17 protein-coding genes are annotated in these 15,369 nt (G+C 45.2%); 13 read left to right on the top strand and 4 right to left on the bottom strand.

The features are described 5' to 3' along the window. Nucleotides 1-218: 218 nt before the first annotated feature. The 5 genes from pdhA to K6T22_RS11355 all read left to right on the top strand — a co-directional run bounded on the left by pdhA (nt 219) and on the right by K6T22_RS11355 (nt 5,507). A complete protein-coding gene (gene pdhA / locus K6T22_RS11375) occupies nt 219-1,301 on the top strand; it encodes a pyruvate dehydrogenase (acetyl-transferring) E1 component subunit alpha (protein WP_053453884.1) in 1,083 nt (360 codons plus the stop codon). Nucleotides 1,302-1,304: 3 nt separating this feature from the next. Further along, entirely contained in the window at nt 1,305-2,282 is a 978-nt protein-coding gene (locus tag K6T22_RS11370; protein ID WP_023468851.1) for an alpha-ketoacid dehydrogenase subunit beta, read from the top strand. 101 nt (nt 2,283-2,383) lie between these two features. Continuing rightward, entirely contained in the window at nt 2,384-3,676 is a 1,293-nt protein-coding gene (locus tag K6T22_RS11365; RefSeq protein WP_029342177.1) for a dihydrolipoamide acetyltransferase family protein, read from the top strand. Between the two features lie 3 nt (nt 3,677-3,679). Continuing rightward, nucleotides 3,680-5,092 carry a dihydrolipoyl dehydrogenase gene (gene lpdA / locus K6T22_RS11360; protein WP_214726927.1) on the top strand — a complete coding sequence of 471 codons (1,413 nt, stop codon included), beginning with the start codon at nt 3,680-3,682 and terminating at the stop codon, nt 5,090-5,092. Between the two features lie 109 nt (nt 5,093-5,201). Beyond that, nucleotides 5,202-5,507, top strand: a complete 306-nt coding sequence (locus K6T22_RS11355) for an SAV0927 family protein (RefSeq protein WP_238237280.1) — start codon at nt 5,202-5,204, stop codon at nt 5,505-5,507. Nucleotides 5,508-5,563: 56 nt separating this feature from the next. Here K6T22_RS11355 and K6T22_RS11350 read toward each other — a convergent pair whose 3' ends face one another. Further along, the gene (locus K6T22_RS11350) at nt 5,564-7,051 is read right to left on the bottom strand and encodes an aminotransferase class I/II-fold pyridoxal phosphate-dependent enzyme (RefSeq protein WP_238237278.1); all 1,488 of its coding nucleotides are present in this window, start codon (nt 7,049-7,051) and stop codon (nt 5,564-5,566) included. A 132-nt stretch (nt 7,052-7,183) separates the two neighbouring features. On the opposite strand from K6T22_RS11350, the gene K6T22_RS11345 reads away from it, so the two are divergent. From K6T22_RS11345 to K6T22_RS11335, 3 genes are all read left to right on the top strand, one after another. After that, nucleotides 7,184-7,456: a UPF0223 family protein gene (locus tag K6T22_RS11345; RefSeq protein ID WP_238237272.1), complete on the top strand. Its 273-nt coding sequence runs from the start codon at nt 7,184-7,186 to the stop codon at nt 7,454-7,456. Between the two features lie 280 nt (nt 7,457-7,736). Beyond that, entirely contained in the window at nt 7,737-7,925 is a 189-nt protein-coding gene (locus K6T22_RS11340) for a hypothetical protein (RefSeq protein ID WP_023468845.1), read from the top strand. Nucleotides 7,926-8,049: 124 nt separating this feature from the next. Next, entirely contained in the window at nt 8,050-8,835 is a 786-nt protein-coding gene (locus K6T22_RS11335) for an inositol monophosphatase family protein (RefSeq protein WP_238237270.1), read from the top strand. A gap of 40 nt (nt 8,836-8,875) precedes the next feature. On the opposite strand, the gene K6T22_RS11330 is transcribed toward K6T22_RS11335, so the two are convergent. Further along, nucleotides 8,876-9,046 (bottom strand): DUF5325 family protein, encoded by a 171-nt coding sequence (locus K6T22_RS11330; RefSeq protein WP_023468843.1) that lies wholly within the window; start codon nt 9,044-9,046, stop codon nt 8,876-8,878. A gap of 185 nt (nt 9,047-9,231) precedes the next feature. Between K6T22_RS11330 and typA the strand changes: the two genes are divergently transcribed. The 3 genes from typA (at nt 9,232) to K6T22_RS11315 (ending at nt 12,675) form a co-directional block, all read left to right on the top strand. Continuing rightward, nucleotides 9,232-11,079, top strand: coding sequence for a translational GTPase TypA (typA, locus tag K6T22_RS11325; RefSeq protein ID WP_023468842.1), 1,848 nt, complete (start codon nt 9,232-9,234; stop codon nt 11,077-11,079). Between the two features lie 26 nt (nt 11,080-11,105). After that, nucleotides 11,106-11,459, top strand: a complete 354-nt coding sequence (locus K6T22_RS11320) for a YlaH-like family protein (protein ID WP_023468841.1) — start codon at nt 11,106-11,108, stop codon at nt 11,457-11,459. Nucleotides 11,460-11,625: 166 nt separating this feature from the next. Then, nucleotides 11,626-12,675 (top strand): PQQ-dependent sugar dehydrogenase, encoded by a 1,050-nt coding sequence (locus K6T22_RS11315; protein ID WP_238237265.1) that lies wholly within the window; start codon nt 11,626-11,628, stop codon nt 12,673-12,675. Between the two features lie 43 nt (nt 12,676-12,718). Here the strand turns inward: K6T22_RS11315 and K6T22_RS11310 are convergent, their stop codons facing one another. Continuing rightward, complete coding sequence (locus tag K6T22_RS11310; RefSeq protein ID WP_238237263.1) at nt 12,719-12,922, bottom strand: YlaI family protein; 204 nt, start codon at nt 12,920-12,922, stop codon at nt 12,719-12,721. A gap of 117 nt (nt 12,923-13,039) precedes the next feature. Here K6T22_RS11310 and K6T22_RS11305 point away from each other — a divergent pair, with 117 nt between their 5' ends. Both K6T22_RS11305 and K6T22_RS11300 read left to right on the top strand, forming a co-directional pair. Next, nucleotides 13,040-13,492, top strand: a complete 453-nt coding sequence (locus K6T22_RS11305; protein WP_238237262.1) for a PNPOx family protein — start codon at nt 13,040-13,042, stop codon at nt 13,490-13,492. Between the two features lie 40 nt (nt 13,493-13,532). Further along, nucleotides 13,533-14,849 carry a PhoH family protein gene (locus tag K6T22_RS11300; protein WP_238237260.1) on the top strand — a complete coding sequence of 439 codons (1,317 nt, stop codon included), beginning with the start codon at nt 13,533-13,535 and terminating at the stop codon, nt 14,847-14,849. Nucleotides 14,850-14,897: 48 nt separating this feature from the next. Here K6T22_RS11300 and K6T22_RS11295 read toward each other — a convergent pair whose 3' ends face one another. Then, complete coding sequence (locus tag K6T22_RS11295) at nt 14,898-15,359, bottom strand: hypothetical protein (protein WP_238237258.1); 462 nt, start codon at nt 15,357-15,359, stop codon at nt 14,898-14,900. Nucleotides 15,360-15,369 lie beyond the last annotated feature (10 nt).

Raw genomic sequence — 15,369 nt, 5'->3', positions numbered from 1 at the left:
TTGATTTTAAGGTGTTACAGATTTATACTTGTAACGTAATGAACAAGACACTATAACGTGTCGATTCATGATAATACAGTTTACTCAACTGAATAGGTACACAGACACATGTTCAAAGGATAGTCACACGGGACTTCGTTTTTTGGACACTATTGTCATGTGGGCAAATCAGTCAGAGGAATATTTCGCTGAACGCAGTGAAAGGATGAGGTGAAAAGATGAACGTAAACATGTTTAAAAACGTGGAAGAAAACTTTGAAACGTTCCGCATTCTTGACGAGAAAGGTGAAGTCGTCAATAAAGACGCTATGCCAGATCTCTCGGACGAAGAGCTTACGGAATTAATGCGCCGTCTCGTATACACACGTATCTGGGACCAACGTGCAATCTCACTTAACCGTCAAGGACGTCTTGGTTTCTATGCTCCAGTAGCTGGACAAGAAGCGTCAATGATCGGTACGCAATTCGCTTTGGATAAAGATGACTGGATTCTTCCTGGATACCGTGATATTCCACAAATGGTCTTCCATGGCTTCCCACTTTACAAAGCATTCTTGTTCTCACGCGGACACATCACAGGTGGTAAGATTCCTGAAGGTGTTAACGTCTTAATGCCACAAATCATCATCGGTGCGCAGATCGTTCAAGCGGCTGGTGTTGCTCTCGGTCTTAAGAAAAGCGGTAAAGAACAAGTTGCGATCACTTACACAGGTGATGGTGGTTCTTCACAAGGGGACTTCTATGAAGGTATGAACTTCGCTGGAGCTTTCAAAGCACCTGCTATCTTCGTCGTTCAAAACAACCGTTTCGCAATCTCGACACCAGTCGAAAAGCAATCAATGGCGAAAACAATCGCTCAAAAAGCTGTCGCTGCTGGTATCAACGGTATCCAAGTTGACGGTATGGACGTTCTCGCTGTATATGCAGCTACGAAACAAGCTCGTGTTGAAGCACTTAACGGTGTTCCGACATTGATCGAAACATTGACTTACCGTTACGGACCACACACACTCGCTGGTGATGATCCAACACGTTACCGTACAAAAGACATGGATGATGAGTACCAAGCACAAGATCCACTCGTCCGTTTCCGTGCTTTCATGGAAACAAAAGGTCTTTGGAACGAAGATAAAGAGAACGAAGTCATCGAGCAAGCAAAAGCTGACGTTAAGGAAGCACTTGCACAAGCTGACAAAGAACCAAAACAAAAAGTTACAGATTTCATCAACGTGATGGCTGAAAAGCTTCCACAAAACCTGCAAGAGCAGCTTGATGAGTATACAGCAAAGGAGTCGAAATAACCCATGGCACAAATGACGATGATCCAAGCGATCACTGACGCAATGCGCGTCGAGATGAAACGCGACGAACAAGTTCTCTTGTTCGGTGAAGACGTCGGTAAAAACGGTGGGGTATTCCGTGCGACAGAAGGTCTTCAAGATGAGCTTGGCGAAGACCGCGTCTTCGATACACCACTTGCGGAATCAGGTATTGGTGGTCTTGCTGTCGGATTCAGTCTGACAGGATTCCGTCCAATCATGGAAATCCAATTCTTCGGATTCGTATTCGAAGTATTCGATTCAGTCGCAGCACAACTTGCGCGTCTCCGTTACCGTTCAGGCGGCACTTACAGTGCACCTGTAACAATCCGTTCACCATTCGGTGGCGGTGTTAAAACACCGGAACTTCACGCAGATAACCTTGAAGGACTCATGGCTCAGTCACCAGGACTTAAAGTTGTCATTCCTTCAACACCATACGATGCAAAGGGTCTCTTGATCGCGTCAATCCGTGACAACGACCCAGTCGTATTCCTCGAGCACATGAAACTCTACCGTTCATTCCGCGGTGAAGTGCCAGAGGGCGATTACACAATCGAACTCGGAAAAGCTGACGTAAAACGTGAAGGTACAGATGTCACGATCGTCACTTACGGTGCGATGGTACACGCTTCACTTAAAGCAGCGGAAGAGCTTGAAAAAGAAAACATCAGCGTCGAAATCATCGACTTGATGACAATCAGCCCAATCGATATCGATACGATTCTTGCTTCTGTCAAGAAAACAAACCGTGTCGTCGTCGTTCAAGAAGCACAAAAACAAGCGGGTATCGCTGCAATGGTTGCAACTGAAATCCAAGAGCGCGCAATCCTTGACCTCGAAGCACCGATTCTTCGTGTTGCTGCACCAGATACAATCTTCCCATTCGCACAAGGTGAAGACGTCTGGATCCCAGATCACAAAGATATCGTCGAGAAAGTCAAAACTGTCTACAATTTCTAAAAGCATTTCGGAAAATAAGGAGAGGGTTCCATTCTCTCCTTGCTTCCGTTTTTACAGATAACAATCGACTAGAAGAGTGAACTAAAAGGAGGCATATTCAAATGGGTTTATTTGAATTCAAATTGCCGGATATCGGTGAGGGTATTCATGAAGGTGAAATCGTAAAGTGGTTCGTAAAAGCGGGCGACACTGTCAAGGAAGACGACGTTCTTCTTGAAGTACAAAACGATAAAGCAGTCGTTGAAATCCCATCACCAGTAGATGGTACTGTTAAAGAAGTAAAAGTTGACGAAGGTGTCGTAGCTGTCGTTGGCGACGTCCTCATCACATTCGAAGTCGAAGGCGAAGGTTCTGCTCCTTCTGAAGAAGCAGAGCAACCAAAAGCTGAAGACAACGCGAAAGACGTTCAAGATACGGATCAAAAAGTGGAAGACAAACCAAACGAGGTTCAAATCCATAAATCAGAACGCGTTATCGCGATGCCTTCTGTCCGTAAATATGCACGTGAAAAAGGTGTCGACATCCGTGAAGTCCAAGGTTCTGGAGACAACGGTCGTGTCGTCAAAGAAGACATCGATGCTTTCGCAAACGGTGGTCAAACTTCTGAAGCACCAGCAACAGAAGAAAAAGCACCAGCTGCAGCTGCTTCTGCACCAAAAACAGAAGTTAAGCCTTACGTTGCTGCTCAACCTGAACTTGAAACACGCGAGAAAATCAAAGGAATCCGTAAAGCGATTTCGAAAGCAATGGTTAACTCGAAACATACAGCTCCACACGTAACACTTATGGACGAAGTCGATGTTACGAACCTCGTAGCACTCCGTAAAAACTTCAAAGAAGTTGCGGCTGCTCAAGGTACGAAATTGACTTACCTTCCATTCGTCGTGAAAGCATTGACTGCTGCTGCTAAAAAATACCCAGCAATCAACGCATCAATCGACGATGTAAACGAAGAAATCGTCTACAAAAACTACTTCAACATCGGTATCGCTGCAGATACAGACAACGGTCTTGTCGTACCAGTCGTTAAAGATGCAGATCGTAAATCAATCTTCTCACTCGCTGACGACATCAACGACCTTGCTGGTAAAGCACGCGAAGGTAAACTTTCTGGCGACGAGATGAAAGGCGGATCAATCACGATCACTAACATCGGTTCTGCTGGCGGTCAGTGGTTCACACCAGTCATCAACCACCCAGAAGTTGCAATCCTCGGTATCGGCCGTATCGCTGAAAAAGCAGTCGTTAAAAACGGCGAAATCGTCGCTGCACCAGTTCTTGCACTTTCATTCAGCTTCGACCACCGTCTCATCGATGGTGCAACTGCACAAAACGCGCTTAACTTAGTTAAACGCCTATTGAACGACCCACAACTTCTCATCATGGAGGGATAAGCAATGGTAGTAGGTGAATTCGCACAAGAAACAGATTTACTCGTAATCGGGGCTGGCCCTGGTGGTTACGTTGCTGCAATCCGCGGCGCGCAACTCGGTATGAAAGTAACAATCGTTGAACGTGAAAACGTCGGCGGTGTCTGCTTAAACGTTGGATGTATCCCATCAAAAGCCTTGATCACTGCAGGTCACAACTTCCAGCATGCTAAAGGTTCAAGCGATATGGGGATCACTTCTGAGAATGCAACTGTCGATTTCTCGAAAGTTCAAACTTGGAAACAATCAGTCGTCAACAAATTGACTGGCGGCGTTAGTGGTCTTCTTAAAGGGAACAAAGTCGAGACTGTCGTTGGGGAAGCTTACTTCCAATCAGAAGATACAGTTCGTATCATCAACGAAGATTCTTCGACTCCTTACAAATTCAAGAAATGTATCATCGCGACAGGTTCGACTCCAATCGAACTTCCAGCTTTCAAATGGTCAAAACGTGTTCTTTCTTCAACAGGCGCATTGAACCTTCCTGAAATCCCGAAAAAACTCATCGTCATCGGTGGCGGATACATCGGGATGGAACTTGGTACAGCGTATGCGAACTTCGATACAGAAGTCGTTATTCTTGAAGGAACAAAAGATATCCTTTCTGGTTTCGAGCCTGCTATGACGCAAGTCGTTAAGAAAAAGCTCAAACAAAAAGGTAACATCACAATCCACAACGAAGCACTTGCTCAAAGTGTGGAAGAGTCGGAAGATGGCGTTAAAGTAACATTCGAAGTCAACGGTGAAGCACAAACAGTTGAAGCGGACTACGTCCTCGTCACTGTTGGTCGTCGCCCGAACACAAGCGATCTTGGTCTTGAAATGGCAGAAGTTAAAGTCAGCGACCGTGGTCTTGTTGAAATCGATGATCAGTGCCGTACTTCAAACGAAAACATCTACGCAATCGGTGATATCGTTCCAGGACCACCACTTGCACACAAAGCTTCATTCGAAGCTAAAATTGCTGCTGAAGCAGCTGCAGGACACCCTGCATACCTCGACTACAGTGCGATTCCAGCGGTCGTCTTCACAGACCCAGAACTCGCTACTGTCGGTTACACAGAAGCACAAGCGAAAGAAGAAGGACTCGACTACATCGCGTCTAAATTCCCTTACGCTGCGAATGGTCGTGCACTTGCACTCAACGAGCCAGACGGCTTCTTGAAAATGATCACTCGTAAATCAGATGGTCTCTTGATCGGCGCACAAATCGCTGGTACAGGTGCATCTGATATGATCGCTGAAATGGGACTTGCAATCGAGTCTGGTATGACAGCTGAAGATATCGCACTCACAATCCACGCGCACCCATCACTCGGTGAAATCGCAATGGAAACTGCTGAAGTTGCAATCGGTAGCCCAATCCACATCATTAAGTAATTCCGAAACACCTCATTCGCGGGGAGCCGACCGCAAATGAGGTGTTTTTTGTTTGGTCTTGATTCAAAAAAGGAAAAGAAAAAGTAAAAATCGGAGAGGGTGGACGCACATGGAATCTGTGACTGCCTTAGAAGAGCTGTATTACGTATCGGAGATGGATAAGGTTCGCTTTGTCGGTTGGACAACAGCACTAGCCCGCTATGATTTTGCTGTTGTCTGTACAGGACAATTTTTTGGGAAAGTGCTTGTCGTCAGTTTAACCGGTGGTCAGTCAGCGCTACTCGATCAACAGGATGTGCTAAATGGAGAAGTATTAGTACGGACATTTGCGATTGAACGAGAGGATGTTGAAGTAATTGGTGAAGCATTAGCGGCATTCATTCCTTGTTCGCCAAACGATGAGTACGCCGAATGAAACGACTAAAAAAGCAGTAATCCTCGTCGAATAAGGATTACTGCTTTGTCTTGTCTTCATCGAATCGCATTCGATTGTTGAATGACTTTAATCGTCTTGAGTGAATGATCCTCAAGACCTTGAACCGGAAGACCCGCTTCAATATTTTCTTTAATATAAGCCAGGTTATCGGTCGTAATCATCTCGCCAGGAATGAAGATTGGAATACCAGGTGGATACACCATCATGAATTCAGCTGAAATCCGTCCGACTGCATCGACCAAAGGAATCGTTTCTGTCTCTTCATAGAATGCATCACGCGGGCTAAGAGCAAGTGCCGGGATATCTGGAAGAACGATCGAGTGATCGACTGTCTCAGCACCACTATTTTGATAACGTGCAACGAGTAATGACATGGCGTGAAGGAAAGCATCGATTGTCTCTTCTGAGTCACCAGACGTAATGATGACGAGGATGTTATTCAAATCAGAGAGCTCGACTTCAATGCGGTGTTCATCGCGTAAGAATTCCTCAACAAGATGACCAGAAATACCAAGTCCTTTTACGGAAACAAGCACTTTTGTCGGATCAAAGGCAAACGTCGCACTGGAGTGAAGGTCTGATTCACCGAAGACAGCGAGATAAGGAAGCTTCGCTAATCCGAAACGCATCCGTGTCGAGAGTTCGAGCGCTCGACGATTCATCGCCTCACCGTTGATTGCGAGATGGCGTCGTGCGCAGTCAAGTGATGCGAGCAATAAATAGGAGGTCGATGTCGTCGTCAACATCGATAACACCGCTTGGACTTTATCCGGAGAGACAAGTCCACGACGGACATTCAAGACAGAACTTCCTGTCAGCGATCCACCGAGTTTATGAACACTTGTTGCGGCAAGATCGGCGCCAGCTTGCATTGCAGATAGTGGCATATCTTCGTGAAAGGCGATATGGACGCCGTGTGCTTCGTCGACGAGTACCGGAATACCTTTACTATGGGAAAGCTTGACGATGCTCTCCAAGTCACCAGCAACGCCGAAGTAAGTCGGGTTAATGACGAGGACTGCTTTCGTGTCCGGGTGAAGAGCAAGGGCACGTTCTACTGCGCTTGGTGTGATACCGTGAGCGATCCCAAACGTCTCATCAAACTCAGGGTGAATGAAAATCGGATGCGCACCAGAAAGAACGATAGCTGACATCACCGATTTATGGACATTCCGAGGAACGAGAATTTTATCATCAGGTCCGACGACACTCATGATCATCGCCATGATTGCTGTTGATGTTCCTTGTACGGAAAAGAATGTTTCGTCGGCCTGGAAGGCTTGTGCTGCCAATTGATGCGCTTCCTTAATGATTGCCTTTGGATGATGAAGATCATCAAGGGGAGCGATATTGATTAAATCGATATCGAGCGCATTCTGACCGATGAACGATCGAAAGGCTGGATCCATTCCTTGACCATTTTTATGACCGGGAATATGAAATTGAATTGGTTGACGTTTCGCATGCGCAAGTAGCGCATCGAATAAAGGTGTATCGAGCTGTGTTAAGCTTTTTGTTTGCACCAGATTTCCCCCCTTAAAACCGAATAAAAATACAATCAAACAAGCTAACTATAACAAGTTTTCGGATGGTTGCAACTGTTTTATGCTTCTTTTCCGTGTAAAATAGAAAAGTGCAGAAAGGAAGTGGGAATGATGGCATTGAATTATCCGCTTAATTCCGATTGGTCAACTGAAGAAATCGTGAAAGTCATCGACTTCTTCAATTTAGTCGAGCAAGCCTATGAGACAGGTGTTGAACGTCAAAGGTTACTCGAAGCCTATCGTGAATTCAAACAAATCGTTACCTCGAAGTCCGAGGAGAAACAGTGGGACCAGTTTTATTCAGAAGAAACAGGTTGCTCGAGTTATCGGACGATGCAACAGGCAAAACGTCAAGAAGAGCCCCTCGTTCGTATGAAAAAATAATTGGATGAAGTAGATAGGACTCCTACGCAATCGTGTGGGAGTCCTTCTTTGATTCGACTGGAAATGTGCGGGAAATGATCAACATTTGTTTAAAGTGGAAAGGAAGCGGCTATATACTACATACAAGACGTTGTCCTTACAAATATGTGAAACTGTATTTTTTAAAATTAGATGCTTTACATCTAAGTTGAATCGTACTATTATAGATTCAATCCACTAATAAGTCGCAATTGTCTGACAAATTAAACCTCTGTTTATCCCGCGAAGGAGTGTGGTTACTGTGAAACAAGTGATAGAAGCATACAAAAGAAAAGATGCAGAAAAACGCATTCCTGTGTTGCGTCTTGAAATCGATTATGAGCTTGCTACATTGCATGATGCCATGGTGGCAAGTGACGCAGAAGCTGTTGGTGCAAGTAAAGAGCGCCTCGAAAAATATCGCCAAGAGATGGTACGTCTTGAAGCTTGATTTCAACGTCCTTGTCTCTACCTTATAACAAAATATTAATACTTCAACCAGCGAATCGTTCGCTGGTTTTCTTTTTTTGTTACTATAGAAGAAGCTGGAAACGATGATGAAGGAGTGAAGTACGATGCAAATCGAGTTGGATGCGATAGATTTGATTAAGCGCGCAGGGAAGTACATTCGCGAAAAGATCGATGTGTCGTATCACATCGAACAAAAAACTGGAAAAAGTGATTTAGTGACGGAGATTGATCAAGCAGTCGAAGATTTATTGATTCGAGGTATTCTTGATCGATATCCAAATCATCATATTTATGGCGAAGAAGGTCGGATTGCTCGACCTGATACACTTGAAGGAACAATCTGGTTCGTTGATCCGATCGATGGAACGATGAACTTCATCCGTCAAAAACGAATGTTCGCCATCTCGATTGCCATTATGATAGAAGGAGAATTACGGTACGGATTCGTTTACGATGTCATGGCAGACGAGTTGTTCCATGTCATCAAAGGACAAGGGGCTTATCAAAACGGTATTCGATTGCCGCAACTGACAGAGCGAAGTGTTAAAGAAGCAATCATTTGTATGAATGCGACATGGGTCACACCGAACCGTCGAATCAACACAGATCGTCTTGCCCCACTCGTACGACACGCGGTAGGAGTGAGAGCGATCGGTGCAGCTTCACTGGAACTCGCATGGACTGCTGCCGGTAGGGTAGATGGATATATTACGATGCGTAACATGCCTTGGGATTACGCAGCCGGTCAATTATTGATTGAAGAAGTCGGTGGGCGTGTCGGTACGATCACAGGTGAATCGATGTCATTTCTCGAACAAACGAGTGTATTAGCAGGGAGCCATACATTCGTAGAGGATGTATTGACGTTCGTTCAAACACAAGAAGATTAAAAGAGGTTCCTTTCGTCTTGAACGAAAGGAACCTCTTTGCTCATGCTTGTTTTCGTAAACGTGCCTTTAAAACGAATCCGGCACCCATCGCAACAATCATCAAGATGACAGAGGCGATCGTCATCGGTACGTTTTGTTCCGCAATGAAGATACCGATGGCTGCCATGGATCCTACTGCAAGCATGGCGAGTAATAAAAATAGCAGACGCATGTTCTTTTCCCCCTCTACCCGTGAGTACGTTAACAGTGTAGCGTGAATGAAGTATAATGAAAAGGCTTTCGTAGTGATGTCGAATCTTAGTCATTGCCAATTAGGACTCTACCTGTGCTATACTCTTAAAGTTGACCGAAAGTATGATAAGATTTATTTAAATGAATAGAAAGAGGTACACACCTATGACAACATTAGTACGAAATGATTTACGCAACGTTGCGATCATCGCCCACGTTGACCATGGTAAAACAACTTTAGTAGATGAGCTTTTGAAACAGTCTGGTACGTTCCGTACGAACGAACAAGTCGAAGAACGCGCAATGGACTCAAATGACATCGAGCGGGAACGTGGAATCACGATTCTTGCAAAAAACACTGCAATTGACTACAAGAACACACGCATCAACATCGTTGATACGCCAGGACACGCCGATTTCGGTGGAGAAGTTGAGCGAATCATGCGTATGGTTGATGGCGTTATCCTCGTTGTCGATGCACGTGAAGGCTGTATGCCACAAACACGTTTCGTTTTGAAAAAAGCACTCGAGCAAGGACTACAACCAATCGTCGTCGTCAACAAAATTGACAAACCGATGGTCCGTCCTCTTGAAGTCGTCGACGAAGTCGTTGATCTCTTGATCGACCTCGGAGCTGACGAAGATCAACTCGAATTCCCAGTCGTTTATGCATCGGCAGTTAACGGCTCAAGTTCATTCGAACCTGAATTAGAGAAACAAGAAGATACAATCACGAACGTTCTTGATTTAATTCTTGAGCACACACCAGCGCCTGTCGATAACACAATGGAGCCGCTTCAGTTCCAAGTGACGATGCTTGACTATGATAACTACCTTGGACGGATCGGTGTCGGTCGTGTCTTCCGTGGAGAAATCAAAGTTGGCGACAGCGTTTCGCTTTCGAAACTTGACGGTTCAACGAAAAACTTCCGCGTTACGAAGTTGTTCGGTTACTTTGGTCTTAAACGTGTCGAAATCGAAACTGCAAAAGCAGGAGACTTGATTGCGATCGCTGGTATGGAAGACATCAACGTTGGTGAAACGGTTTGCCCGACTTCACATGTTGATCCACTCCCATTATTACGTATCGATGAGCCAACGCTTCAAATGACGTTCATCGTCAACAACTCGCCATTCGCTGGTCGTGAAGGGGATCTCGTTACTTCACGTAAAATCGAAGAGCGTCTTGAAAAAGAACTCGAAACAGACGTTTCACTCCGTATCGAAAACACGGATTCACCAGACCGCTGGATCGTTTCTGGTCGTGGAGAACTTCACCTCGGGATCTTGATCGAAAACATGCGCCGTGAAGGATACGAAATTCAAGTATCGAAACCGCAAGTAATCATCAAAGAAGAAGAAGGCGTCAAAGTCGAGCCATTCGAGCGCGTCGTCATCGATACACCGGAAGAGTACACAGGTTCTGTCATGGAATCAATCGGTCTCCGTAAAGGTGAATTGACGAACATGCAAACAATGGATAACGGTCAAACGAAGATGGAATTCATCGTTCCTTCACGTGGTTTGATCGGTTACCGTAACGAATTCCTCTCTGCAACACGCGGATACGGAATCATGAACCACACATTCGAAGAATACCGTCCGTTCATCCAAGCGGATATCGGTGGACGTCGTAGTGGAGTTATGGTCTCAATCGAAACAGGTAAAGCAACTGCTTACGCGATCTCAGCTCTTGAAGACCGTGGAACGATCTTCATCGAGCCTGGTATCGAAGTATACGAAGGTATGATCATCGGCGAATGTAACCGTGATGTCGATCTCGCTGTCAACGTCGTTAAAGCAAAACAATTAACGAACATGCGTGCATCTGCAAAAGATTCAACGAACGTTCTTAAACGTCCACGTGTCTTCTCACTTGAAGAGTCGTTGACATTCTTAAACGAAGATGAGTACTGTGAAATCACGCCACAATCGGTTCGTCTCCGTAAACAAGTCTTGAACAAGAACGAACGTGAAAAACAAGAAAAACGTCGTCGTCTAGGTAAAGATTAAGTCTTGAACGAATAGGGGGACTGGCAATGAATGCACAAGCTGCCGTTGCTTCTGATTTCTCGAAATACGATATTCCGTTCATCGCCAAACTTCTCGGTATTGGAAGTGATCCGAATAACATCGAAGCGGGATTTTATCCTTTAATGATCACCGTCGTCATCTTGACGCTTGTCGTCTTTAAGTTAGGATTTGCAAAGGAACTAGCATGGTGGAAATCACTGATCGTCTATCTCTTGCTCGCCGTATTCTCAGCAGCATTGACGCTTGTCTTCTGGACATGGCCGATTCCTGAAGTACTCCTTGCGATGGTCTTCGTCCTTGGCATTTATCGCTTCCGGATGTGGATGGTCAAGCGTGAACGTGAACGGACAGCTTCTTGACGGAAGCATGTCATGAATCAAAAGAACGAATCTCTTCGGAGGTTCGTTCTTTTTTTGAGCCAATTCAGATGCATGATTTAAAGGGAAGCGGGAACAAGAATACTAAAAGGGGGAGAAAACAGTGAAAATAAGGTATGTCATACCCCTCCTGTTAGCGGGGATTCTGGTGGGCTGTACGCAAACGTCAGAAGAATCGTCAACAGAGGAAACAAATCAGACGACACAGGAAAATAATCAGCAGGATTCAGGCGATCAAGAAGCGACGCAATCATCTCAATCGCAAGAAGGAGTTGTATTTAAAGAGCTAAACGCACCGTGGAATATCGTCCGAGAAGGAGAGGTATTTTACATCACAGAACGAGAGGGAACGATTGTTAAAGGGGAACAAGGTGATTATGAACGGATGCGCCTTCAGCTGAAAGAGGATGTACTCGCTGAAGGAGAAGGTGGATTGCTTGGGATGGTACTTGATCCTGATTTTAAGGACAATAAGACGGCATACGTCTACCACACGTACGCAAAACAAGGACAAGCAACGAATCGCGTCATTGCGATAAAAGAAGAAGGCGACCAGTGGACGGAAGAACGTGTCTTACTCGACGATATTCCGGGAGCGACGATTCATAACGGAGGACGGCTGGAGTGGGGACCTGAAGACGCGCTCTACGTCACAGCAGGAGACGCGGCAAATCCTGAGTTGGCGCAAGACATCGATTCACTTGCAGGAAAAATTTTACGCATCACATCTGAAGGAAAACCGTTCGAGGGGAATCAAAAAGGATATGTTTATAGTCTTGGACATCGTAATCCACAAGGACTTGTTTTCGTCGATGATCAATTGTATGCAAGTGAGCACGGTCAAAGTGGACACGATGAAATTAATCGAATCGAACAAAAAAACTATGGATGGCCGACGATTGAAGGAAAAGAACAAGCAGACGGACTGGTGACGCCGTGGTACGAAGTAGGAGAGCAATCTGTTGCACCAAGTGGAGTTGCAGTAGCAGACGATACACTGTATTTTGCAACACTTGTCGGACAACGATTACAAACAATCGATTTAGAGACGAAACAAGTCAAGAGCATCGTCGAAAACCAAGGCCGGATTCGAGATGTGTGGATTGATGAGACGTCGATTTATTATATTACGAACAATACGGACGGTAGAGGAAATCCATCTACCGGAGATGATCGATTGATTCGAATGGAGCGATGAACGAAAAAAGGTCTGCCAGGGAAGTCTCCCGCAGACCTTTTAGTTACCAGTGTTTTCGTTTCGTTTCCCAAGTTGGGTATAGATGAAATTGTCCAGAAGCATGGCGTTCAAGTGTTCGTTCCTCTATGCGCGATCGGCACTCGTCACAGAGGTGGACACGGACTGGTTTGTTGCGTAATCGCTTCGCTGTGAAGGACCAATCATCAATCGTTTCACGCTTATCGCAAATCGTACATTTCACTCGCATGTCAGGTCCTCCCTTTTTTTCTTAGTATATCATATTAGAAGATTATTCAGATGTAAAAAAGGGAATCGAGAAGTATATCTCGAAATATCATCACTAAGTCATAGAGGGGGTGATGTCATGGCAAATAAAGTAGAGCAACAACTTAGTTCAAATCAACTGGATGCTTTATCACAATTACCACTCGTTTTTCTAATTACACATGATCAATCTAAACATTGGCCGATTACACATGCAATCAGCTGGGTATATGCGACGGATTCGCAAACGGTTCGTTTTGCAATCGAAACAGACTCTCATCTCGTCAAAACGTTACGTGAACATCCGGTCTTCACCTTAATCTTTTTTGCTGAACAGTCTGCGTACAGCTTGACTTGTACAGACGTCGAGGCGTTTACGCCGCAAGAAGACCTTCCGTTGCCACTCTCCTTTTATGAAGGACGTGTCGAGGAGGTACGTGATATCTTGTTTTACGGAGCAGCTGTCACACAACGACCGACTATTGAAAAAACATACGATGAACAGGCAGCCGAACGGTTGGATCAACTCGTTCATCGCATCCTAAAAGCGTAACATTCATCACAAACTCGACTCTGAAGGGGCGAACGATGGAATGAAAAAAATATACGTACTTGATACTAATGTCATGCTTCACGATCCGCTCTCTCTTTTTCAATTCCAGGAGCATGATGTCGTCATACCAGCGATCGTACTAGAAGAACTGGATGGAAAAAAACGCAACATGGATGAGGTTGGACGCAACGCGCGAGAAACAGCGCGGATTTTAGACCAATTGCGGGAAACGGGTCAGCTTCATGCGGGAGTACCGCTTGGAAACGGAGGCATTCTTCGAGTCGATATTGGTGACTCCATTCACGAGGGTTCACCATTTACGCATGAATCAAACGATAACAAGATCATCGAGCTCGCATGGTCGATTCATCGTGAACAACAAGCGGAGGCGACACCACGAGATGTCATTCTCGTTTCAAAAGATATCTTAGTTCGTGTTAAAGCAGATGCGTATGGATTAGTCGCTGAAGATTATATGACGGACCATATCGCTGATCTGACCGGTCTTTATACAGGATTCATTGAAGTGACCGTCGATCAGGAATATATCGATGCCTTTTATCAAGACAAGCGACTTTCGGTAGATGTCTTGCCAGAAAAAGTACAGCCAAATGAATTCGTCATTTTAAAAAGTAATATGTCAAAAGCCTCTGCTATTGCTGTCGTCGATCAGAACTTGCCGATCATCCGGGCACTTTCGATCGATGTTGATCAAGTTTGGGGTGTCGTACCACGAAATGTTCAACAACGGATGGCATTTGAACTATTACTACGTGACGATGTACCACTTGTCACACTTGTTGGTAAGGCAGGTACAGGGAAAACGTTACTCGCGCTTGCAGCAGGTCTACTGCAAGTAGAAGATGAACACAAATATAAAAAACTGGTCGTCGCGCGTCCTGTCGTGCCGATGGGAAATGATATCGGCTACTTGCCAGGCGAAATGGAAGAAAAACTTCGTCCGTGGATGCAACCGATCTATGATAACCTTGAGCATCTCTTCAATACGGGATCGGGAGACGAACTTGGTAACATTCTCGCTGGGATGAAGACGATTCAACTCGAAGCGTTGACGTATATTCGAGGGCGAAGCATGCCGGGACAATTCATCATCATCGATGAGGCACAGAATCTAACGAAACACGAAGTGAAGACGATTCTGACACGAGTCGGAGAAAATTCGAAGATCGTATTAGTCGGGGATCCGCAACAAATCGACCATCCGTATTTAGATGAGTATTCGAATGGTTTATCTTACGCGGTAGAACGACTCAAAAATGAGAAGATGACAGGACATGTCAAACTCGTCAAAGGAGAGCGTTCGAACTTAGCGCGTCTCGCAGCCGATCTATTATAAAAAATGTGGTGCGTCTATTCAGGCGCACCACATTTTTATTAGATTTCGTTATAAGACGGTGACGGTATGAACGGATTTAACGATCCGTTGCCCGAGTAATAGATGAACTGGTCCATCTGCTAACACTTTGCCATCTTGCGAAAATTGAAGATACACTTCATCGAGTTGTTCAAGTGGTAACTCGACTGTCTCTTCGCCTTCAAACCGAATAGCAGTTGCATCCGGTAAGAGCTCAGCATTCCGGATGAATGGTGCAAGTGCCATCGCAAATGAACCTTGAAGAGCAGCTTCTTTTTCAGCACGTGTCATCGGACGATTATGATCTGTTCGACTCCCTTCCATGATGCCTTTATCCCACGCAGCCCCCATTTTTGCGTAGTACGCTTCTTGTTCACTTGTGTCGGCTGGTTGCCCGATTTTCTCGATTGCCACCTTTCGTTCATCAAAGATCCAGACTGTCGGATCAATCGTCAACTGATGCCGTACTTTACCGTTAATCGGAAAAATCATTTGTTATACC

The organism is Exiguobacterium acetylicum (genome assembly GCF_022170825.1).
GTDB classification, from domain to species: Bacteria; Bacillota; Bacilli; order Exiguobacteriales; family Exiguobacteriaceae; genus Exiguobacterium_A; species Exiguobacterium_A acetylicum_B.
Note: the sequence above shows the minus strand (reverse complement) of the source record. Positions and strands in the feature narration are given on the sequence as shown.